This window comes from Achromobacter xylosoxidans A8 (genome assembly GCF_000165835.1).
Lineage (GTDB): Bacteria > Pseudomonadota > Gammaproteobacteria > Burkholderiales > Burkholderiaceae_B > Achromobacter > Achromobacter xylosoxidans_B.
Window position 1 is genome coordinate 1,051,793 of sequence record NC_014640.1, and the last position, 24,198, is coordinate 1,075,990.

At 67.8% G+C, this 24,198-nt stretch carries 23 protein-coding genes; 10 read left to right on the forward strand and 13 right to left on the reverse strand.

Annotated elements, in window-relative coordinates; translation table 11 throughout:
• The first annotated feature begins 51 nt into the window (after positions 1 to 51).
• Positions 52 to 585 (forward strand): isochorismatase family protein, encoded by a 534-nt coding sequence (locus tag AXYL_RS04850; protein ID WP_013391709.1) that lies wholly within the window; start codon positions 52 to 54, stop codon positions 583 to 585.
• Positions 586 to 776: 191 nt separating this feature from the next.
• Positions 777 to 1,001 carry a glycine zipper 2TM domain-containing protein gene (locus AXYL_RS04855; RefSeq protein ID WP_013391710.1) on the forward strand — a complete coding sequence of 75 codons (225 nt, stop codon included), beginning with the start codon at positions 777 to 779 and terminating at the stop codon, positions 999 to 1,001.
• 87 nt (positions 1,002 to 1,088) lie between these two features.
• On the opposite strand, the gene minE is transcribed toward AXYL_RS04855, so the two are convergent.
• The 4 genes from minE to AXYL_RS04875 form a co-directional block, all read right to left on the reverse strand.
• Positions 1,089 to 1,346, reverse strand: coding sequence for a cell division topological specificity factor MinE (gene minE / locus AXYL_RS04860; protein WP_006217654.1), 258 nt, complete (start codon positions 1,344 to 1,346; stop codon positions 1,089 to 1,091).
• Between the two features lie 3 nt (positions 1,347 to 1,349).
• A complete protein-coding gene (minD, locus tag AXYL_RS04865) occupies positions 1,350 to 2,165 on the reverse strand; it encodes a septum site-determining protein MinD (protein WP_041652327.1) in 816 nt (271 codons plus the stop codon).
• Between the two features lie 141 nt (positions 2,166 to 2,306).
• Positions 2,307 to 3,173, reverse strand: a complete 867-nt coding sequence (gene minC / locus AXYL_RS04870; protein WP_013391712.1) for a septum site-determining protein MinC — start codon at positions 3,171 to 3,173, stop codon at positions 2,307 to 2,309.
• 160 nt (positions 3,174 to 3,333) lie between these two features.
• Entirely contained in the window at positions 3,334 to 5,100 is a 1,767-nt protein-coding gene (locus AXYL_RS04875; RefSeq protein ID WP_013391713.1) for a glutamine--tRNA ligase/YqeY domain fusion protein, read from the reverse strand.
• 136 nt (positions 5,101 to 5,236) lie between these two features.
• On the opposite strand from AXYL_RS04875, the gene AXYL_RS04880 reads away from it, so the two are divergent.
• Together AXYL_RS04880 and AXYL_RS04885 are read left to right on the forward strand one after the other, a co-directional pair.
• A complete protein-coding gene (locus AXYL_RS04880) occupies positions 5,237 to 6,580 on the forward strand; it encodes a cytochrome ubiquinol oxidase subunit I (protein ID WP_013391714.1) in 1,344 nt (447 codons plus the stop codon).
• Complete coding sequence (locus tag AXYL_RS04885; RefSeq protein WP_013391715.1) at positions 6,577 to 7,629, forward strand: cytochrome d ubiquinol oxidase subunit II; 1,053 nt, start codon at positions 6,577 to 6,579, stop codon at positions 7,627 to 7,629. Before AXYL_RS04880 ends, AXYL_RS04885 begins: the two co-directional genes overlap by 4 nt.
• A gap of 44 nt (positions 7,630 to 7,673) precedes the next feature.
• On the opposite strand, the gene recQ is transcribed toward AXYL_RS04885, so the two are convergent.
• Both recQ and AXYL_RS04895 read right to left on the reverse strand, forming a co-directional pair.
• Positions 7,674 to 9,503 (reverse strand): DNA helicase RecQ, encoded by a 1,830-nt coding sequence (recQ, locus tag AXYL_RS04890; protein WP_013391716.1) that lies wholly within the window; start codon positions 9,501 to 9,503, stop codon positions 7,674 to 7,676.
• Between the two features lie 93 nt (positions 9,504 to 9,596).
• Entirely contained in the window at positions 9,597 to 10,901 is a 1,305-nt protein-coding gene (locus tag AXYL_RS04895; RefSeq protein ID WP_013391717.1) for a hypothetical protein, read from the reverse strand.
• Positions 10,902 to 11,117: 216 nt separating this feature from the next.
• Between AXYL_RS04895 and AXYL_RS04900 the strand changes: the two genes are divergently transcribed.
• The 5 genes from AXYL_RS04900 (at position 11,118) to AXYL_RS04920 (ending at position 16,639) form a co-directional block, all read left to right on the forward strand.
• Positions 11,118 to 11,819: a response regulator gene (locus AXYL_RS04900; RefSeq protein ID WP_041652336.1), complete on the forward strand. Its 702-nt coding sequence runs from the start codon at positions 11,118 to 11,120 to the stop codon at positions 11,817 to 11,819.
• The gene (locus AXYL_RS04905; RefSeq protein WP_013391719.1) at positions 11,819 to 13,378 is read left to right on the forward strand and encodes an ATP-binding protein; all 1,560 of its coding nucleotides are present in this window, start codon (positions 11,819 to 11,821) and stop codon (positions 13,376 to 13,378) included. Before AXYL_RS04900 ends, AXYL_RS04905 begins: the two co-directional genes overlap by 1 nt.
• 87 nt (positions 13,379 to 13,465) lie before the next feature.
• Positions 13,466 to 14,539 carry a Holliday junction branch migration DNA helicase RuvB gene (gene ruvB / locus AXYL_RS04910; RefSeq protein ID WP_013391720.1) on the forward strand — a complete coding sequence of 358 codons (1,074 nt, stop codon included), beginning with the start codon at positions 13,466 to 13,468 and terminating at the stop codon, positions 14,537 to 14,539.
• 123 nt (positions 14,540 to 14,662) lie between these two features.
• Complete coding sequence (locus tag AXYL_RS04915) at positions 14,663 to 15,628, forward strand: threo-3-hydroxy-L-aspartate ammonia-lyase (protein ID WP_013391721.1); 966 nt, start codon at positions 14,663 to 14,665, stop codon at positions 15,626 to 15,628.
• Between the two features lie 102 nt (positions 15,629 to 15,730).
• Positions 15,731 to 16,639 (forward strand): complex I NDUFA9 subunit family protein, encoded by a 909-nt coding sequence (locus AXYL_RS04920; protein WP_013391722.1) that lies wholly within the window; start codon positions 15,731 to 15,733, stop codon positions 16,637 to 16,639.
• 7 nt (positions 16,640 to 16,646) lie between these two features.
• Here AXYL_RS04920 and ruvA read toward each other — a convergent pair whose 3' ends face one another.
• The 6 genes from ruvA to AXYL_RS04950 all read right to left on the reverse strand — a co-directional run bounded on the left by ruvA (position 16,647) and on the right by AXYL_RS04950 (position 22,172).
• Positions 16,647 to 17,219, reverse strand: a complete 573-nt coding sequence (gene ruvA, locus AXYL_RS04925) for a Holliday junction branch migration protein RuvA (protein ID WP_013391723.1) — start codon at positions 17,217 to 17,219, stop codon at positions 16,647 to 16,649.
• Between the two features lie 125 nt (positions 17,220 to 17,344).
• Positions 17,345 to 17,893, reverse strand: a complete 549-nt coding sequence (ruvC, locus tag AXYL_RS04930; RefSeq protein WP_013391724.1) for a crossover junction endodeoxyribonuclease RuvC — start codon at positions 17,891 to 17,893, stop codon at positions 17,345 to 17,347.
• Positions 17,893 to 19,482 (reverse strand): bifunctional phosphoribosylaminoimidazolecarboxamide formyltransferase/IMP cyclohydrolase, encoded by a 1,590-nt coding sequence (purH, locus tag AXYL_RS04935; RefSeq protein WP_013391725.1) that lies wholly within the window; start codon positions 19,480 to 19,482, stop codon positions 17,893 to 17,895. Before purH ends, ruvC begins: the two co-directional genes overlap by 1 nt.
• A 103-nt stretch (positions 19,483 to 19,585) precedes the next feature.
• A complete protein-coding gene (locus AXYL_RS04940; RefSeq protein ID WP_006217670.1) occupies positions 19,586 to 19,825 on the reverse strand; it encodes a helix-turn-helix domain-containing protein in 240 nt (79 codons plus the stop codon).
• 36 nt (positions 19,826 to 19,861) lie between these two features.
• Positions 19,862 to 20,887 carry a tRNA dihydrouridine synthase DusB gene (gene dusB / locus AXYL_RS04945; RefSeq protein WP_013391726.1) on the reverse strand — a complete coding sequence of 342 codons (1,026 nt, stop codon included), beginning with the start codon at positions 20,885 to 20,887 and terminating at the stop codon, positions 19,862 to 19,864.
• A 115-nt stretch (positions 20,888 to 21,002) separates the two neighbouring features.
• The gene (locus AXYL_RS04950) at positions 21,003 to 22,172 is read right to left on the reverse strand and encodes a UbiH/UbiF/VisC/COQ6 family ubiquinone biosynthesis hydroxylase (RefSeq protein ID WP_013391727.1); all 1,170 of its coding nucleotides are present in this window, start codon (positions 22,170 to 22,172) and stop codon (positions 21,003 to 21,005) included.
• Positions 22,173 to 22,251: 79 nt separating this feature from the next.
• On the opposite strand from AXYL_RS04950, the gene AXYL_RS04955 reads away from it, so the two are divergent.
• Positions 22,252 to 22,716: a hypothetical protein gene (locus AXYL_RS04955; protein ID WP_013391728.1), complete on the forward strand. Its 465-nt coding sequence runs from the start codon at positions 22,252 to 22,254 to the stop codon at positions 22,714 to 22,716.
• 23 nt (positions 22,717 to 22,739) lie between these two features.
• On the opposite strand, the gene AXYL_RS04960 is transcribed toward AXYL_RS04955, so the two are convergent.
• Positions 22,740 to 24,083 (reverse strand): aminopeptidase P N-terminal domain-containing protein, encoded by a 1,344-nt coding sequence (locus AXYL_RS04960; RefSeq protein WP_041654941.1) that lies wholly within the window; start codon positions 24,081 to 24,083, stop codon positions 22,740 to 22,742.
• Between the last annotated feature and the right edge of the window lie 115 nt (positions 24,084 to 24,198).

A 24,198-nucleotide genomic window follows, 5' to 3' on the forward strand; every position in this document is an offset into this window, starting at 1 on the left:
ATTTTTTTTTGCCGGCGTTATGCTAGAGACTTCTTCCAGGAGTTCCACGCCATGCTGCTGTCCGCTACCGATTCCACCCTGCTGATCGTCGACATGCAGGGCCGCCTGATGCCCGTCATCCATGACCATGAGGCAGTGCTCAACGCCGCCCACAAGCTGGCGCAGGCCGCGCGCTTGCTGGATGTGCCGGTGGCCGCCACCGAGCATCACGCCAAGATGCTGGGCGCGACCGTGGAGCCGCTGCGCGAGCAGATCCAGACCACTTTCCAGAAGATGCATTTCTCGTCGGCGCTGGAGCCGGGCTTCGAGGCCTGGCTGCCGGCCGCGCGCAAGACCATCCTGGTGGCGGGCTGCGAGGCGCATATCTGCGTGCTGCAGACCGTGATCGGTTTGATCGACCTGGGCTATCACGCGGTGCTGGTGTCGGATGCGGCCGGCTCGCGCAAGCCCGCCGATCATCACGCGGCGCTGCGCCGCGCGCGTGCGCATGGCGCTGAAATCGTCACGTCCGAGATGGCGATATTCGAGTGGATGCGTACTTGCGAACACCCGCGCTTTCGCGAGGTGTTACGTCTGGTCAAATAGCGGCAGCGTGCTGCAACAATGTCCCTGGGGCGCGCAAAGATTAACTCGCCCTTTGACACAATTCATGGGCAAACTTCACAGCCAGGGCAAGAATATTTTGCGATCCTGAAGGTTCCAGGCCCATATGGGTACCGCGCGCTCGCATCCAGTTTCATGCGCGGTTCTCGGGTACGAGAATAGGAACCACAAATATGAAAATCGCATCCCTCTCCAAAATCTGTGTTGCGTTGGTAATGACCGCCGCGATGGCTGGCTGCTCTTCCTGGGACGGCATGAGCCATCGCCAGAAGAGCACAGTCGGTGGCGCCGCCTTGGGCGGCGTGGCAGGCGCCGTGATCACCAACGGCGGCATCCTCGGAACGGTGGGCGGAGCGGCGATCGGCGGCGTCATCGGCGACCAGGTCGGCAAACGTTAAGGCTTGCGCTGCTCCAGAAACCAAATGCCCGGCATCGCCGGGCATTTTTTTGACCATGGTGCACGCCAGTGATGGCGCACAGCCGCATCAGGTCTCGTTCTGCGGCATTTCGATCTTTACCTCCAGGACCTCCAGCGTGTCCTGGCGTTCCAGGTGCACCTTGATGTCCTCGGGGTTGATCTTCACGTACTTCGAAATGACGGCGATAAGCTCCTGCTGCAGCTGCGGCAGGTAATCGGGCGAGTCGCCACGGCCCCGCTCGTGGGCCAGGATGATCTGCAACCGTTCCTTGGCGACGGATGCGGAGGTCTTCTTTTGACCAAGCAGAAACGACAGGAAGGACATTGCTTACTTGCCTCCGAACAGGCGTTTCAGGAAACCGGGCTTTTCGTAGTCGGTAAAGCGCAGGGCCTTGTCTTCGCCAAGGTAGCGGGCCACGACGTCTTTGTACGCTTCGGAGACGTCGGTGTCTCGCAGGTGGATGGCCGGCAGGCCTTGATTCGATGCCTGCAGCACCGCTTCCGATTCGGGGATCACGCCGATCAGCTTGATGCGCAGGATGTCCTCGATATCGCCCAGCGACAGCATTTCGCCGTCGACCACGCGCTTGGGGCTGTAGCGCGTCAGCAGCAGGTATTCCTTGACCGGCTCGTCGCCTTCCACGGCGCGCTTGGACTTGGCGGCCAGGATGCCCAGGATGCGGTCGGAGTCGCGCACCGACGAGACTTCCGGGTTGGTCACGACCAGCGCGTCGTCGGCGAAGTAGGCGGCCATCAGCGCGCCCGTTTCGATGCCGGCGGGCGAGTCGCAGACGATGTAGTCAAAGCCCATGCCCTTGAGGTCGTTGATGACCTTTTCCACGCCTTCCTGAGTCAGCGCGTCTTTGTCGCGCGTTTGCGAGGCGGGCAGGATGAACAGGTTTTCGAGCTGCTTGTCCTTGATGAGAGCCTGGTTTAGCGTGGCTTCGCCCTGGATCACGTTGACGAAGTCGTACACGACGCGACGTTCGCAGCCCATGATCAGGTCGAGGTTGCGCAGGCCGACATCGAAGTCGATGACAGCGGTCTTGTGGCCCCGCATCGCGAGTCCTGCAGAAAAACTGGCGCTGGTCGTGGTTTTGCCCACGCCGCCTTTGCCGGAAGTCACCACAACAATGCGTGTCATGACGATCAAACCCTTATGTTCGAATAAATCGCGTTATCGTAAAGCAAAAAGCCCTTGTAAGGCTTCTTACAGGATGTGTTGAAATTTGCGCGGGTGTCTGCGCGAGCGCAGCGGCCGCCGCGGGCGGCCTGGCGCCGGATCTCAGGCCTTGAGGGCTTCGATGCGCAGCGTCTCGCCATCCAGGCGGACCAGCGCGGGCTGGTTGTGCAGGGTGCGGTCCAGCTTGTCCTCGACCACGCGGTACACGCCGGCCACGGCCAGCAGTTCAGCATCCAGGTGGGTCGTGAAGATGCGCGCCGAGGTGTCGCCGCGAGCGCCTGCCATGGCTTTGCCGCGCAACGGGCCGTAGACATGGATGTTGCCGTCGGCGATGACCTCCGCGCCCTGGCTCACCATGCCGATCACCACCAGGTCCGTGTGGCGCGCATAGACGCGCTGGCCGGAACGCAGCGGCTTGGTGATGACCAGCGCCGACGACGAGTGCGGCGCGGCGGGCGTGGGACTGGCGGCGGAGGTAGTGTTGCTGGCCGCGCGCGCCGGCAGCGGTTCGGCCGCGGGTTTGTCGGCGGGCGCTTCCGGCTCGGTGGACACTTCGGTGGGCGCGGGCGCGGTTTCGACCGCGGCGGCGGGCACGGATGGCACCGGGGTGGAGACGTCGTTGGGCGGCGCGGTGTCGATTACCGGCGCGGGCCGGGCCGCGGGCGTGGACAATTCCACCGGGGCCAGGCCCGCGGCGCGCGCGGCTTCCAGGTTGGCGCCTTCGGCCACCACGCCGATGGGGGGCAGGTTGTGGCCGCGCAATGCCGCCACCAGGGCGGTCCAATCGATTTTCTCTTCGACGCGGCTGGCGTCGACGACCACGGGTTCGTTTTCAAAGAAGCTGCCGGCATCGGCCATGCGCTTGGCCAGGGCGGCGTTCAGGCGTTCGGGGTCGGCGCTGTGCAGGACCACCCGGATGGCATAGAGGGTGGCGCTTTTGAAGTCCAGGGCTAGGGATTCAGTGTTCATCTTGATTGTGGCTGGCGGTCCCGGCGCCGGGAAACGGCGCGCTCGACCGGCTGCGGGGTTCGGGGGATGATAACCCGCCCAGGGGCGGCATGCGCAGGGGGTGGACCCAAAGAAAAAGGCGCCTTTCGGCGCCTTTTTCCGGCAATGCGGACGCGGCGCGTCAGCCTTGCGCCCAGGAATCGCGCAGGGTCACGATGCGGTTGAGCACCGGCGCTTCGGCAGTGGATTCCTTGAGGTCGGCCGTGAAGTAGCCCAGGCGCTCGAACTGCCAGGTGGCGCCCGGCGTGGCGACGGTGCCCGGTTCCAGCCAGGCCGTGACGGTCAGCTTGGAGTTGGGGTTCAGGCAGGCCAGGAAGTCCTTGTCGCCGCCGTCGGGACGCGCATCGGCGAACAGTCGGTCGTACAGGTGGATCTGGGCGGGCACCGCGTGGGCCGCGCTGACCCAGGTGATGTTGCCCTTGACCTTGACGCTGTCGGCGCCCGGCGTGCCGCTCCTGGTTTCCGGCAGGTATTCGGCCTGGACCTCGACGACCTCGCCGGCCTCGTTCTTGGTGAAGCCGGTGCAGCGCACCACGTAGCCGTACTTCAGGCGCACGGTGTTGCCGGGGAACAGGCGGAAGTACTTCTTGGGCGCTTCTTCGCGGAAGTCGTCGCGTTCGATCCAGAGTTCGCGTGACAGCGGGAATTCGCGCACGCCGGCTTCGGGATCGTGCGGGTTGCGCGGCGCGGTGCAGATCTCGGTCTGGCCTTCCGGGTAGTTGGTGATGACCAGCTTGAGCGGGTCCAGCACGGCCACCGAGCGCGGCGCGACCGGGTCCAGATCGTCGCGCACCGCCTGCTCGAGCAGGCTGTAGTCGATGCGGGAATCGGACTTGGACACGGCGGTGCGGTCGCAGAACAGGCGGATCGAGGACGGCGTGTAGCCGCGCCGGCGCAGGCCGAAGAGGGTCGGCATGCGCGGATCGTCCCAGCCGTCCACGTGGCCTTCGCGCACCAGCTGCAGCAGCTTGCGCTTGCTGGTGACGACGTAGCTCACGTTCAGGCGCGCGAATTCGTACTGGTGCGGCAGCGGCTGCGCCAGCTTGCCGAGTTCGGCCAGGCGCGCCAGGATCCAGTCGTAGAACGGGCGCTGGTCTTCGAATTCCAGCGTGCAGACGCTGTGCGTGATGCCTTCCAGCGCGTCTTCGACCGGGTGCGCCCAGCTGTACATCGGGTAGATGCACCACTGGTCGCCGGTGCGGTGGTGGTGGGCGTGGCGCACGCGGTACATGACCGGGTCGCGCAGGTTGATGTTGGGCGAAGCCATGTTGATCTTCGCGCGCAGCACCAGGCTGCCGTCCGGATGCTTGCCGTCGCGCATTTCGCGCAGCAGCGTCAGCGACTCGGCGGCCGGGCGGTTGCGCCAGGGCGAGTCGGTGCCGGGTTCGGTCAGCGTGCCGCGGTTGGCGCGGATCTCTTCGGGGCTTTGCTCGTCCACGTAGGCGTGGCCGGCCTCGACCAGCGCCTCGGCGAACTCGTACATATAGCCGAAGTAGTCGCTGGCGAAGTACAGGTTGTCATTGCCGTCGGCCTTCCAGTCGAAGCCCAGCCAGTGCACGGCCTCGATGATGGCGTCGACGTACTCCTGGTCTTCCTTTTCCGGATTGGTGTCGTCGAAGCGCAGATGGCAGACGCCGCCGAAGTCGCGGGCCAGCCCGAAGTTCACGCAGATGCTCTTGGCGTGGCCGAGGTGCAGGTAGCCGTTGGGCTCCGGCGGAAAGCGCGTGCGGATGCGGGCCGAATCCAGTCCGCCCTGCTCTTGCAAGGCCGCCGGGCCAGGCTTGCCCGCCCAACGCTTGCCTGCGAAGCGCTGGGCTTCGAGGTCGTCTTGAACGATGTTGAGCAGGAAATTGGATGCGGCGGGGGTCGGCGTCGTGGCGGAGGTCATTCTTGAAAGAATAGGAAAAAGCAGCGACAAAGAGTCAATTTTGCCACGTTCCGCAGGCGAGGCCTTTTGGCGGCCCGTGCAACCGGTTTCAAACTGTCCCCACGGTCATGTAACTGGCTCTACACTACGGGCCATCATGGACATATCCACGTTATCCCTGGCCCGCGCGCAGTTCGTGGCCAGCCTGAGCTTCCTGGCGTTTTTCCTGGCCTTCTCCCTGGCGCTCGCCTGGGTGCTGCTGTTCTTCAAGATCAGGGCGCGCTGGTCCGGGCAGGGCGGCTGGACGGCCGCCTACCGCTTCTGGGTGCGGATTTTCGCGCTGGCCTTCGTGCTGACCCTGGCGGCCAGCGTGCCGGTGCTGATCCAGCTGGGCAGCCTGTGGGCGGGCCTGATGGACAAGATCGGCAACGTGGCCGGCCCCTTGCTGGGCTACGGCATCCTCTCGGTCTTCATCCTCAAGTCCTGTTTCCTGGGCGTCATGCTGTTCGGCCAGCGCCGCGTGTCGGATGGCGCCCATACGCTGGCCGTGCTGATGGTGGCGGTGGGGCAGCTGGTGGCGGTGTTCTGGGTGCTGGCCCTGCAATCCTGGATGCAGACGCCGGACGGCGCGCTGCTGGTCGACGGCCGCTACCAGGTCTATGACTGGGTGGCCGTGGTGCTGAATCCGTCGGTGGGGTGGCGCATGGCGGTGGTGATGGTGGGCGCGGCCCTGGCCTCGGCCTTCCTGATGATGGGCGTGACCGCGCTGCAAGCCTTGCGGCGCCCGCTGGGCGATGGCGAACGCAATGCGTTCAAGACCGCGCTGGTGGTCGCCGTGGTGGCGGCCTTCATGCAGTTGCCGGTCGCGACCGGCGCCGGGCAGATGATCGCCAAGCTGCAGCCCGCCAAGGCCGCCGCCGCCGCGGGCTACTGGGAAAGCGGCGCGCAGCCGCAGCTGGTGCTGTTCGCCTGGCCCGATGCTCGCTCGCATTCCAATGTGGCCGACCTGACCCTGCACAACATGGGCGGGATGTGGCTGCATCGCAACCAGGACGGCACCTACCGCGGCCTGGACAAGTATTCGGGCATGCTGCCGCCGGTGGCGCTGACCTTCTGGTCGCTGCGCGTGGCGGCCGGACTGGGCCTGTTGATGCTGGTCGTGGCCTGCGTGACCTTCCTGTGGACGTTCCGGCGCGGACTGGATCCGTCCACGCTGCCGCAGTGGTGGCAGCGGGTCCTGTGCGGCATGATGTTTTCCGGCGCCATCGCCGTCGTGGCCGGATGGTGGGTATCCATCCTGGGGCTGCAGCCGTTCGCGGTGAACGGCACCATCACGCAATCCGAGGTGCTGGGCATCGTGGCCTCCAGCACCGTGCTGTATGGCTTGATCGCCTATGGCGTGCTGTACCTGCTGCTGTTCGCGGCCTTTGTCGGCATGCTGTTCCACGCGGCGCGCTACGGCGTCGTGCCTGTGCGCAAACTGGGCGGGGGGACGCCATGATCGCCATGCTGGCTGCCTCTCAAGGCCTGAACCCCGACGATCCTTCGTTCTGGATGCCGCTGGCCTTCATGGCCCTGCTGTTCGTGGTGATCGCCGCGGGCATGGTGCTGGACGGCTTCGACCTGGGCGTGGGCATTCTGCTGCAGCTGGCGCCGGAGCACGAGCGCGGCCGCATGATGAGCCTGCTCAGCCCGTGGCGCGACGCCAATGAATTCTGGCTGCTGCTGGGCATGGGCCTGTTCGCGGCGGCGTTCCCGTTCGCCTGGGGCGCGGTGCTGGGCAAGCTCTACGGGCCGCTCACCTGCATGGTGCTGGGCGTGGTGCTGCGTAGCGTTTCGTTCGAATTCCGCATCCGCGCGCGCAACGACATGAAGCCGCGCTGGATCTTCGGTTTCTGGGCGGGGTCGCTGATCGCAGCCTTCGGCCAGGGCATGCTGCTGGGCCGCATTGCGACCGGCTACCAGTCCGATGCCGGCTATGGCTGGTTCTCCATGTTCGTGGGCCTGTGCGCGGTGGCGGCCTACGTGCTGCTGGGCGCGTCCTGGCTGGTCATGCGGGTGGACGGCGATTTGCAGCGCCGCGCCGCCAACTGGGCCCGCCACGCCATCCGCTGGACGGCGGTGGGCATGGTGGCCATCGCGGTCACGCTGGGCCTGGCCAACGCGGGCATCTTCTACAAGTGGAGCAACATCGCCCACCTGAGCCTGGCGGCCACGGTCTGGGTGCTGATGCTGGCGGGCTTCGTGGCGGCCGAAATGCTGTTGGCGCGGCTGCCCGGCAAGGCCGACCGCTTCAGCTGGCTGCCGTTCGTGCTGTGCGTGGCCCTGTTCCTGCTGATGCTCAGCGGCCTGGCCTACAGCCTGTTCCCCTACCTGATCCTGGACGACATGACACTGTGGGACGGGGCGGGCGCGCTGGGCTCGATGCGCCTGGTGCTGGCCGGCGCGGTGGTAGGCGTGCCGGTGGTGCTGGTGTTCAACATCCTGGCCTACCGTTCGGTGTTCGGCAAGGAGCGCGCGCCGGTGCCGCTGCTGCCGCCGCCGGGCTGATCCGGCCCGGCTGATCCGGCCGGGATGCCCGGCCGGGGCCGGCTTCACAAGACCGGCTTGGCCACGCGCTGCAGGATTTCTTCGCCGTAGGCTTCCAGCTTGCGGGCGCCCACGCCGCTGATGTGACTCAGGTCGTCCATTGATTCGGGCTGGGCCAGCGCGATCTCGCGCAGCGTGGCGTCGTGGAAGATGACGTAGGCCGGCACGCCATGGCTCTTGGCCACTTCGCCGCGCCAGGCGCGCAGGGCCTCGAATACGGGTTGCAGTTCGGCCGGCAGGTCGATGGCCGCCGCCTTGGGGCGGCCGCTGCCGGTCTTGCCCGAACGCGGTTTCTTTTCGGATTCCCGACGCAGCATCAGTTGCCGTTCACCCTTGAGCACGGCCCGGCTGCCTTCGGTCAGGGCCAGGGTGCCGTAGCCTTCGTGGTCCACCGTCAGCAGGCCTTGCGCCAGCAATTGGCGCAGCACGCCGCGCCAGGCGGTGTCGCTCAGGTCCGCGCCCACGCCGAATACGCTCAGCGTTTCGTGGCCGTGCTGCTTGGTGCGGTCGGTGATCTTGCCGCGCAGGATGTCGATGATGTGCCCCGCGCCATAGCGCTGGCCGCGTTCCTTCCATAGTCGGTAGACGGCGGACAGTACCTTTTGCGCCGCGACCGTGCCGTCCCAGGCCTGGGGCGGCTCCAGGCAGACGTCGCAATTGCCGCAGGCCGTGATCTGCTGGCCGAAGTAGGCCAGCAGGCGCACGCGCCGGCATTCCACCGTTTCGCACAGCCCCAGCATGGCGTCCAGCTGCTGGCCCAGGCGCCTGCGGTAGGACTCGTCGCCGGGCGATTCATCGATCATGCGGCGCTGCTGCACCACGTCTTGCAAGCCGTAGGCCAGCCAGGCCGTGGCCGGCAGGCCGTCGCGGCCGGCGCGGCCGGTTTCCTGGTAATAGCCTTCCACGGACTTGGGCAGGTCGATGTGCGCCACGAAGCGCACGTCGGGCTTGTCGATGCCCATGCCGAAGGCGATGGTGGCCACCATGACCACGGCGTCCTCGCGCAGGAAGCGCGACTGGTTGGCGGCGCGCACCTGCGCGCTGAGGCCCGCGTGATAGGGCATCGCGTCGATGCCCTGGTTGCACAGGAACTCAGCGGTTTCTTCGACGCGGGCCCGCGACAGGCAGTAGACCACGCCGGATTCGCCCTCGTGATCGGTCTGGATCATGTCCAGCAACTGCTTGCGCACCTCGTTCTTTTCGATGATGCGGTAGCGGATGTTGGGGCGGTCGAAGCTGGAAACGAAGTGGCGCGCGTCGTCCAGCGACAGGCGCTGGGCGATCTCGCTGCGCGTGTCGGCGGTGGCGGTGGCGGTGAGCGCGATGCGCGGCACGTCGGGCCAGCGCTCGTGCAGCATCGACAGGCCCAGGTATTCGGGACGGAAGTCGTGACCCCATTGGGACACGCAGTGGGCCTCGTCGATGGCGAACAGCGCGATGCGGCCGCGTTCCAGCAGTTGCAGGCAGCGGTCGGTCAGCAGGCGTTCGGGCGCCACGTACAGCAGGTCCAGCTCGCCGGCCAGGAAGGCCTGCTCGACGTCGCGGGCGACCCGCCACTCCTGGGTGGAATTCAGGAAGGCCGCGCGAACGCCCAGTTCGGTCAGGGCGTCGACCTGGTCCTGCATCAGCGCGATCAGCGGCGATACGACAATGCCGGTACCTTCGCGCACCAGCGAGGGAATCTGGTAACAGAGCGACTTGCCGCCGCCGGTAGGCATGAGGACCAGCGCGTCGCCGCCGTCGATCACCTGTTCGACAATGGCTTGCTGGTCGCCGCGGAAGGATTCGTAACCGAAAACGCGCTGCAACACGCCGAGGGCGCGCGCGTCAGACATGGGGGTAGGCCGGGAGCATCATGGCAGGGATTTTAAGCCGCAATTCCGGCGGCCCCTTTCCAGGGGGAGATTTCCGTCCCTGCCGCGGCCAGCCTACCAGCTCAGCCAGGTGCCGCGCATGAAGGTATCCACCGGCATGCTCAGGTTGGCGCGCCATTCGTAGTTGCCGGAAATGATGTCGCGGTCCGCGCCCACCGCCAGCTTGACCTTGGGTGCCACGAACATGCTGTGCGACAGGCCCACGCGCTGTTCGGCCAGCTCGGAGCCTTCGCGCAGCCCCGAATAGGTGCCGCTGAGCACGCCCCAGCCGGTGATGGGGACGCCGGCCGACAGCGTGTTGCGGGTGTGCGCGGCCGAGGCTCCGCCGCCCGCGTAGCTGGACAGGTCGCCATAGCCCGCGCCGACCTGCTCGTTGGAATAGCCCAGGTTGACGGCGTCGGCCACGGCCACGTTGTAGTCGAAGCGGTAGCGCCAGGCGCTGGCCGCGTCGAACGAGCTTTGCGTGGCCCCGGCGCGGAAGGTGCCGTACTCGCCCGCGGCATAGGTGGTGCCCATGCCGCGCGTCGTGAGCGAGGGCGCGCTCTGCACCTGGCCCTCCACGGTCAGCGCAGGCGTGAGCCCGTAGCGCACGCTGCCGCTGCCTACCGTGTCGCCGTAGTCCACCGCGCCGGAATTGGCTGCCGGGTCCATGCGGTTGAGCCGGCCCAGCGATGAGGAATAGCCGAAGCTGCCTTCCGGCGCCGTGGCGCCGGACCCGGCCCAGTTCGATATCTGCAACCCGCCCACCGGCGCGCTGCTGCCCCAGGCGGGCGCCCTGGCGTCGATGTTGCCGACGGCGACGGACGGACCCGAGGTGTTGCGGTAGACCCAGTTGCGGCTGCCGCCGTAGCGCAGGCCGTCCTGGCTGCTGGCGGAGGCGAACCACGGGCGGGAGGCGCGCGACACGCCGGAAATCATGACCACGGGCACGCGCGGCAGATCTCCGTCCTGGAGGACGAAGGAGTAGTCCGGTGCGGGTTCTTCGGGCGTGGCGAGCACGCCGCAGTCCAGGGGGACCGGGGTGGGCTGGGCGTCGCCGGATAGCCCCAGTCCGGTGCCGGGGATCAAGTCCGCGTCGGCCGCTCCGTGCACACTGGTGTCCAGCGCCGGTTCCATGGTCTGCATGTCGCAAGGGGACGGGTCGAGCGGCACCGCGCGCGACTCCAGGGACGCAGCGGGGCGCACGGGGATGGGTTGAACCGTGGATAGCACCCCGATGCCGCGCGCCGAGGGCGGGGCCGGCATATACGGGGACGCAGCAAGCGGATCGCCCAGGGCCGGGGCGATCGGGCAGGCCATGGCGGCCGCGAGCGCGGCGCGCGACAGCCGGTTTCGCCAGATGAATGCAGGGGCGATCATAGATACAGTGTAGAGAGGGGGCCCTGCCTTGCCTGTAAACGATTTTTAGCAAAGCGGACAGAAGGCGGGCCGGATTCCATTTTAGGGCCAGTCCGGACCGCCGCGGCGTCGCGGCGGGAAAGCGCTGGCAAACACGCTCAACATCGTGCAACAGGTATATTTCAGTTGATTTCCCGCCTCTTGCGGCGGGGCCCGCCGGGCCGCACTATGGCATCCATGGACAATCCCCACACCAAGCTGCTGGTCGTCGACGACGATCCTGCCTTACGGCAATTGCTGGCCGATTACCTGAACCGGCACGGCTACGACACCCTGCTGGCGCCGGACGCCACCGACCTGTCATCCCGCATCACCCGCTACGCGCCCGACCTGCTGGTGCTGGACCGCATGCTGCCCGGCGGCGATGGCGCGGACGCCTGCCGCCGCCTGCGCGAGCAGGGCGAGGACATCCCCGTCATCCTGCTGACCGCCCGCGACGAGGCGGTGGACCGCATCATCGGCCTGGAGGCCGGCGCCGACGATTACGTCGGCAAGCCCTTCGACCCGCGCGAACTGCTGGCCCGCATCGAGGCCGTGCTGCGCCGCAAGCGCGGCCCGTCGGCGCTGACCAAGGACGCGCCGGTCTCGTTCGGCCCCTTCGTATTCGATCCTTCCACGCGCCAGTTGTCGCGCGAGGGCACGGTGGTCAAGCTGACCGGTGGCGAGATCAATCTGCTGGAAGCGCTGGTGCGCAACGCCGGCAAGCCGCTGTCGCGCGAACGCCTGCTGGCGCTGGCGCGCGACGACGACGCCGGCGAACGCAACGACCGCGCCATCGACATCGCCATCCTGCGGCTGCGCCGGGTCATCGAAGAAGATCCCAAGCAGCCGCGTTGGATCCAGACCGTCTGGGGCATCGGTTACCGGTTCTCGCCCTGATGCGCTTTGCTCCTGGTTTCCTGGTGCCGCGGTCGCTGCGGGCAAGGCTGATCCTGCTGATCCTGGGTTCGGTCCTGCTGACGCAGGCGGCCACGCTGGTGACGGTGTCGTACTTCCGGCACAAGTTCATGGAAGACGTGGCCATCGGCTACATCGTCACCACCATCCGCACCTTGCGCGCCGCCGTGTCGCAGGTGCCGGCGGAGGAACGCGCCGACTTCGTGCGCACGGCCTCGCAGAACCAGTGGCGGCTATGGTCGCGGGTGCTGCCCGCCGAGGCCAAGCTGCAGCGCTTCAATGGCCGCCGTCCCCCGCCGAAGACCGCTCCGAAGCCGCCACCGCCGCGGCCGCCCGCGGACATGCAGATCCACGGCCCGCCAGCGCCGCCACCCCCGGAAGTGCGCGACGAGGAGCACGGCGATGAACGCGCCAGCGCGCGGGAAGGCGAGCGCGCGCGCGATCGCGAGGAGCACAGCCGCCGCTACCAGCCCGAACCGGACGACATCCGCCGCGACCTGCGGGTGCTGGTGCAACAGCTCAATGAGCGCCTGAACGACGGCACGCGCGTGGCGCTGTCGCGCGGGCCCACGCCGGAAATCTTCATTTCGCTGGCGCCCAATCCCGCCAGCGAGGATGCGCCGCGCCTGCGCGAATGGCTGGTCATTCCGCTGGACCGCCTGGACCCGCCGGTCGCCACGCCCTTCATCGCCGCCTGGCTGGGCGGCCTGGGGCTGCTGCTGTTGCTGGCGGTGGGTTTCTCCTGGCATATCACGCGTCCGATCACCCGACTGGCCGACGCAGCCGACCGGCTGGCGGCGGGGCAGCCGCAGCGGGTCGAGCCCTCGGGCCCGCATGAAACGCGGGTGCTGGGCGTGCGTTTCAACGCCATGCTGGATGCGCTGGCCGAATCCGATTCGGTGCGCCGCACCCTGTTGTCGGGCCTGCCGCACGACTTGAAGGGGCCGCTGTCGCGGATGTGGCTGCGCATCGAACTGGCCGACGACTCCAAGCTGAAAGAGGGGCTGCGCGCGGACTTGCAGGACATGCAGCACATGGTCGACCAGTTCATCGGCTTCGTGCGCGGCACGGATCCGGCCGCCTACCGCTACGCCTCTATGATCCTGTCTGACTGGCTGACCGAGCGCGTGGGTGCCTGGCAGGGTGCCGGCACCGACATCAGCCTGCGGGCCGGCGACGACGTCGCGGCCCTGGTGGTGCAGGCGGACGCGGTGGCGCTGGGCCGCCTGCTGGACAACCTGATCGGCAATGCGCTGAATCATGGCGCGCCGCCGGTCGAGGTCAGCCTGCGGCACGAGGGCCGCCACGCGGTGCTGGACGTGGCCGACCACGGTTCCGGCATCGTGCCGGAGCGGCGCCAGGAAGCATTGCGGCCGTTCAGCCGCCTGGACGATGCGCGCACGCGCACCGGCAGCGTGGGCCTGGGCCTGGCGCTGGCCGAGGCCATCGCGCGCGCCCACGGCGGGTCGTTGGAGCTGTTGCAAGCGGAATCCGGCGGGCTGTGCGTGCGGGTCAGGCTGCCGCTGTCGGAAACGCCTTAGGACCGTCCGGGCAAGGGCGGCCGCCCCCCGGGGCGGGCCGCCCTACGGTACGATGCATCCTGCTCAGTACTTTGTTGTTTCCGCACCATGGCCATCCAGTCCGATTCGCTTTCCTCCCGTCCCGACGCCCCCCGTATCGTGGCGCCGCAGCCGGTGTCGCCCAACGAGGAGTCGATCGAACGCGCCCTGCGGCCCAAGGCGCTGCAGGAGTATGTCGGCCAGCACCGCGCCCGCGAACAGCTAGAGATCTTCATCGCCGCGGCCAAGAAACGCGGCGAAGCCCTGGACCACGTGCTGCTGTTCGGTCCCCCAGGCCTGGGCAAGACCACGCTGGCCCACATCATTGCGCATGAAATGGGCGTGCAGCTGCGCCAGACTTCCGGCCCGGTGCTGGAACGTCCGGGCGACCTGGCGGCACTCTTGACCAACCTGGAAAAGAACGACGTCCTGTTCATCGACGAAATCCACCGCCTGTCGCCCGTGGTCGAGGAAATCCTCTATCCGGCGCTGGAGGATTTCCAGATCGACATCCTGATCGGCGAAGGGCCCGCAGCGCGCAGCGTGAAGCTGGACCTGCAGCCCTTCACCCTGGTCGGCGCCACCACCCGCGCCGGCATGCTGACCAATCCCTTGCGCGACCGCTTCGGCATCGTGTCGCGCCTGGAGTTCTATAACGCCGCCGATCTCGGCCACATCGTCACTCGCAGCGCCGGCCTTTTGAACGCCGCCATCACGCCGGAGGGCGCGGCGGAAGTCGCGCGGCGCGCCCGCGGCACGCCGCGCATCGCCAACCGGCTGCTGCGCCGGGTGCGCGACTACGCCGAGGTCAAGGCCGGCGGCACCATCGACGCCGAGGTCGCCGGCCGCGCGCTGGCCATGCTGGAGGTGGATCCGCAGGGTCTGGACCTGATGGACCGCAAGCTGCTCGAGGCCATCATCCACAAGTTTGACGGTGGCCCGGTCGGCGTCGACAGCCTGGCCGCCGCCATCGGCGAAGAGCGCGACACCATCGAAGACGTGATCGAGCCCTATCTGATCCAGCACGGCTATCTGCAACGCACGCCGCGCGGCCGCACCGCCACGCTGACTACCTGGCGCCATCTGGGGCTGACCCCGCCCGCAGGCACCACGACAGGCTCCGGCGACCTCTTCGGCAAGTAGGCGACGGGCCTCGATCGGACAGGGCGCGCGCGTCGAACGGCGCCCAATCGGCGCCGGGACTGCGCTACGGGTTTATCATCCGAAGGTTTTGATTTCCCTTCGCGATCAAAGGACCCCCATCCCATGCAGCCCGAATTGCCCACCTATGATGATGTCGTGCGCGCCAGCGAGCGCCTGGCCGGCAACGCGCACCGCACGCCCGTACTGACCTCGGCCACCGCCGACGCGATCAGCGGCGCGTCGGTCTTCTTCAAGTGCGAGAACTTCCAGCGCATGGGCGCCTTCAAGTTCCGCGGCGGCTACAACGCCATTGCGCGCCTGACGCCTGAACAGCGCGCCGCGGGCGTGGTGACGTTCTCGTCGGGCAACCATGCGCAGGCCATCGCCCTGGCCTCCAAGTTGCAGGGCGTGCAGGCCACCATCATCATGCCGCTGGATGCGCCGGCCGCCAAGCGCGCGGCCACCGAGGGCTACGGCGGCAAGATCGTCACCTATGACCGATACACCGAGGACCGCGAAGCAATCGCCCGCCGCATCCAGGCGGAAACCGGCGCCGCCCTGATCCCGCCCTACGATCACGAAGACGTGATCGCCGGCCAGGGCACCGCCGCCAAGGAACTGTTCGAGGAAGTGGGCGAGCTGGACTACCTGTTCGTCTGCCTGGGCGGCGGCGGCCTGCTGTCGGGATCGGCGCTGTCCGCCTACGCGCTGAGCCCGCGCTGCCTGGTCTACGGCGTCGAGCCCGAGGCGGGCAACGACGGCCAGCAGTCCTTGCGCAAGGGTGAAATCGTCCGAATTCCTGCGCCCAAGACCCTGGCCGACGGCGCCGCCACGACGCACTTGGGTAACCTGACCTTCCCGCTCATCCAGAAGCATGTGCGCGACATCGTCACGGTGACCGACGAACAGTTGGTCACCACCATGCGTTTCTTCGCCGAACGGATGAAGATGGTGGTCGAACCCACCGGCTGCCTGGGCGCGGCCGCCGTCATGCAGAACGTGGTGCCGGTGCGCGGTGCGCGGGTCGGCGTCATCATCAGCGGCGGCAACGTCGATCTTCCGGTCTACGCCAAGCTGCTGGCGGCCTGATACCGGCGGGCGGTCCCATTCCGGGGCCGCCGATGCGCGCTTGCGGTTGTCGCGTGTGCAAGGCAGAATCGGGACTGAATCCTGACGAACAGGGGCTGCGACATGCGTATCCTTGTCATCGGCGGCACCGGTTTCATCGGCCGTCATCTGGTAGCGCGGCTTTCCGCGGATCAACATCAGATCGTCGTGCCCACCCGGCTCTACAGCCGCGGGCGCGACCTGCAGATTCTCCCCACCGTTACCCTGCTCGAATGCGACGTGCATGACGACGCCACGCTGGACAGCCTGGCGCAAGGTTGCGACGCGGTCGTCAACCTGGTCGGCATTCTGCACGGCAACGCCGGCCGGCCCTATGGCTCGGCCTTTGCGCGGGCGCACGTGCTGCTGCCGCAGCGCATCGCGCAAGCCTGCCGCCGGCAGGGCGTGCGCCGCTTGCTGCACGTCAGCGCGCTGGGCGCCGATTCCAATGGCGACAGCATGTACCAGCGCTCCAAGGGCGACGGTGAAGCCGCCATCAAGCAGGAATTGCAGGGCTGGCAGGACGGCGGCTGGACCATATTCCGGCCTTCGGTGGTCTTCGGCCCCGACGACAAATTCACCAATATGTTCGCCGGCCTGGCGCGCTGGCTGCCGGCGCTGCCGCTGGCGGGCGCGCACGTGCGCATGCAGCCGGTCTATGTGGGCGATGTGGTCGCCGCCATCGTGTCGGCGCTGGGCAATACGCATACCTGCGGCAAGACCTACGAACTGGGCGGCCCCCAGGTCTACACGCTGGGCGAGATCGCCCGGCTGTGCGCCGCCTGGGGCGGCCATCCCCGCCCGGTCGTCAGCATGCCGATGGGCGTGGGCCGCATGCAGGCCCGGCTGTTCGAGTGTCTGCCCGGCACGCCGCTGATGTCGCGCGACAACCTGGATTCCCTGCGCCGCGACAACATCTGTACCGGACCGATAGCGCCCGAACTGCATGTGGTGCCGACCGGCCTGGAAGCCGTGGCGCCGCGCTACCTGTAAGCCTGGCTCAGCGCACCAGCGCCTTCAAGGCCTGCTTGATGCCGTCGGACACGCCCACGCCTTCCGGCAGGGTCTTCAGCGCCGACAGCGATTCCTTCTCTGAGTAGCCCAGCGCCAGCAGCGCGTTCAGGATGTCCGACTGGTTGTCGGGCGCCGCGTGCGGCGACGCACCGATGTCCGCGCCCAGCTTGCCGCGCATTTCCAGCAGCAGGCGTTCGGCGGTCTTCTTGCCGATGCCGGGCACGCGCGTCAGGCGGCCCGATTCCTGCAAGGTGATGGCCTGGGCCAGATCCGCCACCGACAGGCCCGACAGCACCGACAACGCGGTGCGCGCGCCGATGCCGCTGACCTTGATCAGTTCGCGGAATGCGCTGCGCTCGCCGGCCGACGCGAAGCCATACAGGATGTGGGCGTCTTCGCGCACCGTCAGGTGCGTGTAGAGCGTGACGCGGGCGCCGGTGTCGGGCAGCGAATACAGCGTGCTCATGGGCACGTCGATGTCATAGCCCAGACCGCCCACGTCCACACAGATGGTGGGCGGGAGTTTTTCGATCAGGGTTCCGGTGATGCGTCCGATCATGGTGATGGTGGCCTGGCAATGGTGAGACCGCTGAATGCGCGGCGGATGCGGGGATTCTATACGCGCGGGCGCGCAATCGGCGGGAACCGGTCCCGCCCTGCGGCAAATCGCGGTGAATCAGGCGGTCAGCCGACCAGGCGGCCGTTGCGGATGCGGGTCTTGCCGCCCATGCGCAAGCTCGCGCCCAGGCGTTCCAGCTTGTCCTGCATGGGGCCGACGTGGGCATGGCAGATGGCGCAGGCCAGCGCGTCGGCCGAGTCTGGCGCGGGCGCGCCGTCCAGCGCCAGCAGGTGCTGCACCATCATCTGCACCTGCTCCTTGGCAGCGCGGCCGGTGCCGACCACGGCTTTCTTGATCTGCAGGGCGGTGTACTCGTGCACGGACAGCGAGCTGTCGGCCAGCGCGCACAGCGCGGCGCCGCGCGCCTGGCCCAGCAGCAGGGTAGAAGCGGGGTTGGTGTTCAGGAAGATGATTTCCAGCGCGGCCACGTCGGGTTGCGTGTCGCGCGCCACCTGGCGCAGATTGTCCAGGATGACTTTGAGGCGTTCGGACAGCGCCAGCGCCGGCGGGACCACGATGGTCCCGCTGGCCACATAGCGCAGCCGCGGGCCGTCGGCATCGATCACACCGAAGCCGGTGCGGCGCAAGCCGGGATCGATGCCGAGGACGCGCATCAGTGGCGGAAGTGACGGGTGCCGGTCAGCACCATGGCGATGCCGTGCTCGTCGGCCGCGGCGATGACTTCGTCGTCGCGCATGCTGCCGCCCGGCTGGATCACGCAGGTCGCGCCCGCCGCCACCACTACGTCCAGGCCGTCGCGGAACGGGAAGAAGGCATCCGACGCCACGGCCGAGCCCTTCAGGGTCAGGCCGGCGTTCTCCGCCTTGATCGAGGCGATGCGGGCCGAATCGATGCGGCTCATCTGGCCGGCGCCCACGCCCAGGGTCATGCCGCCGCCCACGAACACGATGGCGTTGGATTTGACGTACTTGGCGACCTTCCAGGCGAATGCCAGGTCGTTCATTTCAGCTTCAGTGGGCTGGCGCTTGCTGACCACCTTGAGCGCGTCGCGCGGCACGTTGTAGGCGTCCGGGCTCTGCACCAGCCAGCCGCCGCCCACGCGCTTGATGTCGAAGGCGTTCTGTCCCGTGCCCATCGGCACTTCCAGCACGCGCACGTTCTTCTTGGCGGCCAGGATGGCCAGCGCCGCGCCGTCATAGGCGGGCGCCAGCAGCACTTCCAGGAACTGCGCGCTGACGGCTTCGGCCGTGGCGGCGTCGACCGGACGGTTGAAGGCGATGATGCCGCCGAAGGCCGAGGTCGGGTCGGTCTTGAAGGCTTGCTGGTAGGCGCCCAGCGTGTCGGCCGCGACCGCCACGCCGCAGGGGTTGGCGTGCTTGACGATGACGCAGGCGGGCGCTTCGAAGCTGCGCGCGCATTCCCAGGCGGCGTCGGCGTCCGCGATGTTGTTGTAGGACAGTTCCTTGCCCTGCAACTGGCGGTAGTTGCCCAGCAGGCCGGCCTGACGCTGCGCGTCGACGTAGAAGGCGGCGGTCTGGTGCGGGTTCTCGCCGTAGCGCAGGGCCTGCTCCTGCTTGACCTGCAGGGTCAGGGTGCCGGGCCATTCGTTGCGGGCCGGCACGGCTTCCTGCTTGGGCTCGGCGTCGACCAGGCTGGTCAGGTAGGCGGCGATGGCGCCGTCGTAGGCGGCGGTGTGGGCGTAGACCTTGGAGGCCAGCGCCAGGCGCAGGCCGTAGGAGGTGTTGCCGCCCTTGTCCATTTCCGACAGCACGCGCGAGTAGTCCACGGGGTCGATCACCACCGTGACGCCGCCGGCTTCGGTGCCGTGGTTCTTGGCCGCCGCGCGCAGCATGGCCGGGCCGCCGATGTCGATGTTTTCGACGGCGTCGGCGAAGGTGCAGTCCGGCTTGGCCACGGTTTCGCGGAACGGATACAGGTTGACCACCAGCATGTCGATACGGTCGATGCCCGCCGCCTTGATGGTGTCCATGTGCTCGGCGCTGTCGCGGCGCGCCAGCAGGCCGCCATGGATCTTCGGGTGCAGCGTCTTGACGCGGCCATCGAGAATTTCGGGCGAACCCGTGTGGGCCGCCACTTCGGTGACGGTCAGGCCGGAGTCGGCCAGCAGCTTGGCGGTGCCGCCGGTGGACAGCAGGCGCACGCCGCGCGCGGCCAGGGCGCGGGCAAATTCAACGATGCCGGTCTTGTCGGACACCGAAAGCAGGGCGGTTTCGATTTTCATGGTGAGGGACGGGAGTGGGGCGGGAGCGCCTTTCTCGTTCAGGTCGGATGGGAAATCTGGGGGGAGCGGGCGGCGCGATGCGCCTGCCGCCCGCGCGCGAAAGCTATACCTGGATATTGTGCGCCAGCAACTTCTTGCGCAGGGTGTTGCGAGTGATGCCCAGCATTTCGGATGCCCGCGACTGGTTGCCGCCCGAGCGTTCCAGCGCCACTTCCAGCACCGGGCGCTCCACGCAGCGCATCACCATGTCCCACATGTCGTGGGGTTCGGATTCGCCCAAGTCTTCGAAATAGCGCTCCAGGCTGGCGCGCACGCATTCTTCCAGGACATCTTTCTTGCTCATTTGAGTACAGATATTTTTATGTTGGTGTTGAGGCGGTTATGCCGCCAGCAGGGCTTCTGCGACTGGCGCCGGATGGGGTCCGCCGTCGCGCGAGATGAGATCGAACCAGTCCGACACGGCCCGCCACTGGTCGCGGGTGTTGTCGATCAGATTCATGCGGGCGCAGAACGAATCCGCGCCCGGCAGGCCGTCCAGATACCAGCCTATGTGCTTGCGCGCCGTGCGTACGCCGGTGTGCTCGCCATAGAACCGGTAGTGGTCGTCGAGATGTTCGAGCAGCAGCTCGCGCATTTCCCCATAGGAGGGAGGGGCCAGTGTTTCGCCCGTGCGCAGGTAGTGGTCGATTTCGCGGAAAATCCAGGGACGGCCTTGAGCCGCCCGGCCGATCATGACCGCGTCGGCGCCAGTGTAATCCAGGACGTGCTTGGCTTTTTCGGGCGTCGTGATATCTCCGTTGGCGACAACGGGGATTTTCAGCTCGGCCTTGACGGCGCGGATAGTGTCATATTCCGCCTCCCCCGTATAGAGGTCGGCGCGGGTGCGCCCATGCAGGGTCAGGGCAGCGATGCCGGCGTTTTCAGCCATTTTCGCCACCCGCAAAGCATTGCGGCTTTCGCGGTCCCAGCCGGTACGGGTCTTCAGCGTCACTGGCACGTCCAGGGGCGCGCAGGCGCCCACCACCGCGTCCAGGATGCGGGCGATCTGGTCTTCATGGCGCAGCAGCGCCGACCCGGAGGCCACGTTGCAGACCTTCTTGACCGGGCAGCCCATGTTGATGTCGATGATCCGGGCGCCCTTGCTGGCGTTGAACACCGCCGCCTCCGCCATCATGGCGGGGTCGGCGCCGGCGATCTGCACGGAAATGGGGGCGATCTCGCCGTCGTGGTTCAGGCGCCGGGAGGTTTTGACGCTATCCCATAGCTTGGGATTGCTGGCGGCCATTTCCGACACGGCATAGCCCGCCCCCAGCTTCTTGCAAAGCTGGCGGAAAGGACGGTCCGTCACGCCCGCCATGGGCGCGACCAGCACGTTGTTGGGTAGGGTCCATTGACCTATGCGCATGCTCACATTTTAACCGGCTCGATCGCACCCCCTTTGTCACCGGGAGAACAATTCGTAACAGAGGAAGGCGAAAACAGACAATCCGCCCCTTTTATCGGGACGGAACGGGTGGAATTCAGGCGCGAAAACCCTGCAGCAAATGCTGCGCCAGCGGCGCGCGCAGAGGGGACGCCAGATCCATCCCCAATAAGGCCAGGCCGCAGGCGTGCTCTACCGGCGCCAGGCCGGTCGAAAAGATGCGGGGCATCAGATCGGTCAGGCCGGCGGTGATGAAGCGGTCCAGGTGGCGCGCGCCGGCGAATTCCGCCAGGGCGGCCCCGGGATTGGCGTCGGGATGGGCCAGCCAGCCGCCCAGGGTCTGGGCCAGGCGGGCCGCGTCGCGCAGGCCCAGGTTCAGGCCCTGGCCCGCGACCGGATGCAGGGTCTGCGCCGCATTGCCGATAGCCGCCACGCGGCCGTGCACCTGGGCGCGGCGGGCGCTGAGCGCCAGCGGAAAGACATGCCGCGGCGCCTGGCTGGACAGCCGTCCCAGGCGGTCGCCGAACGCTGCGGACAGCGCCCGCGAAAAGGCGGCGTTGTCCAGCGCGGCCAGTTCGGCGGCGCGTTCGGGGGCGCTGCACCAGACCACCGAATAGGCGTCCGGGGTCTGCGGGTGCGGCAGCAGCGCCAACGGCCCTTCGGCGGTGAAGCGTTCCCAGGCCCAGCCGCGGCGCGGCAGGGTGGCGTGGGCGGTGGTCAGCACGGCGTGCTGGTCGTAGTCGCGGCGCAGGTCGGTCGCGCCCGCGCCGTCGGATTGCACGGCGACCTGGCACAGCAGCGTCGCGTCGCCTTGTTCGACGCGCACGCCGTCCGCATCCTGCCGGCCGATCCGGGCGGGCGGGCCCTGCAGCACGGTGACGCCACAGGCGGCCACGCATTCATCCAGCTTGGCGTGCAGGCCGGAATAGGCGACCACGCTGCCCAGCTGCGGCACGCCGAAATCGGTGTTCTGGATCAGGGTGCGTCCGAGCCTGCCGCGTTGCGACACATGGATGTTGCGGATGTCGGCCGAGCGCTCGGGCCAGGCATGCAGCGATTCCAGCAGCACCCGGCTGCCGTGGTTCATGGCCAGTACGCGGGGATCCGTGGCGGGCACCGCCGCCGACGGCGCGGCCGGAGCGGGCGCGCTGCTTGCAAGCAGCGCGATGCGCGCCGGGTCCGGCGCCACGCGGGCCAGCATCAGGGCCAGCACCCGGCCCACCGGGCCCGCGCCGAGTATCGCTATGTCGAAGGCGGATGAAGTCATGCCCGGATTTTAACCGTCCACTACAATCCGCAGCAGCCGGCGCGTCTTGGCGCCGTGGTTCCCTTTCCGGTCGATCGATATGACGCAGCTCCAGGCTTCCTCTCCGCTGTCCGCCGTTACCGCCCGCCGCCCGCGCGGCAAAGTCGCGGTAGGGCTGCTGGCCTGCCTGTTCGGGGCGGTGGGGGCGCATTGGTGGTATCTGGGCCGGCGCCACGCCTGGCTGGTGACCGCGTACACCTTGGTCAGCCTGTTCTGCGCGTTCAGTTTCTATCCCGTCTGGTACGACAACCCCGCTTTCTTCCTGGTGTTCATTCCCATGGTCGACGGCTTCATCGAGAGCGCGGTGTTCTCGCTGATGCCGGACGAGAAATTCGACCGTCTCTATAACGACGGCCTGGGCAGGCCGACCCGGACCGGCTGGGGGCCGGTGCTGGTCGCCATCCTGGCCTGCCTGGTCGGCGCCATCGTCTCGATGTTCGCCATCGCCATGGTGGTGGTCTATACCTGGATCGCCATGGGCTGGCTGGACGGCTACGTCTTCTAGCGCGGGCCAGGCGCGTTGCCTGCCTATTCGCGCATCAGCGCTTCGATTTCCCCGGCCTGCACCGGCACGCCGCGGGTGATGAGTTCACAGCCTTCGTCGGTGACCAGCGCATCGTCCTCGGTACGGATACCGATGTTCCAGTACGCCTCGGGAACGTCGTCGGCGGGCCGCACGTAGATGCCGGGCTCGATCGTCAGCATCATGCCCGCTTCCAGCTTGCGCCAGGGCCGTTCGGCGCCATGGGCCGGGCCGGGCTGGCGGTAGTCGCCCACGTCGTGCACGTCCAGGCCCAGCCAGTGGCCGGTGCGGTGCATGTAGAAGCGGCTGTAGTCGCCGGATTCCAGCACGCCGTCCAGGGAACCCTTCAAGAGCTTCAGGTCCAGCATGCCTTGCGCCAGCACCCGCAGGGCGGCCTGGTGGCTGTCGTTGAAGCTGCGGCCCGGCGCCGTGGCTTGGGCGGCGGCATCCTGCGCGGCCACCGTCAGATCGTACAGGGCGCGTTGCGGACCGCTGTAGCGGCCGTTCACGGGAAAGGTCCGGGTGATGTCGCTGGCATAGCTGTCGACCTCGCAGCCCGCGTCGATCAGCACCAGATCGCCGTCGCGCAGCGTCGCCTCGCCAGCCGGGTAATGCAGCACGCAGGCGTTGGCGCCCGCGGCCACGATGCTGTTGTAGGCGACCGATTGCGCGCCGTGGCGGCGGAACTCGTACAGCAGTTCGGCTTCGATCTCGTACTCCCGCATGCCGGCACGGGCGACGCGCATCGCGCGCACATGCGCGCCGGCGGAGATCTTGGCCGCGCGCCGCATCGCCGCGATTTCGGTGGCGTCCTTGATCAGCCGCATTTCGGCCAGCAGGGCGCGGACGTCCTGCTGGCGGGAGGGCGGCGCATGGCCGCCGCGGCTGGCTTCGCGCGCCGCGGCCAGCCAGCGGTGCAGGCGGCCGTCGCTGCGCTTGTCGCCCGCCAAGGGCGCGTACAGGGTGGCGTGGTCCTGCAGCAGCGCGGGCATCAGCTCGTCCAGCGCATCGAGCGGATGCGCGTCGTCAAAGCCGAAATGCGCTGCCGCCGCTTCGGGGCCGAAACGCTTGCCTTCCCAGATTTCATGTTCGATGTGACGCGGGCGGCAGAACAGTATGGCGCGGTCGGTCGCACCCGCGCTCAGCACCAGCCAGGCACCGGGTTCGGTGAACCCGGTCAGGTAGAAAAAATCGCTGTCGTGCCGGTACGGATACTCCGCGTCGCGGTTGCGCGTGGCCTCTGGGGCGGTCGCCAGTATGGCGATGCCGCCGCCATCGGCGCGCATCTGCTCCATCAGGCGTTGGCGCCGTGCGGCGTAGGGGGCAATGTCGTCGGGAGGCAGGCTCATGGCGGACTGGGGCGCGAACCCCGGCAGGGTGAGGATGCCGTTTACTTTACCCGCCATCCCCCGGATGCAACAGCCCACGCGGCCTGCGCGGAATTCACTGGATACCGATGGGCAA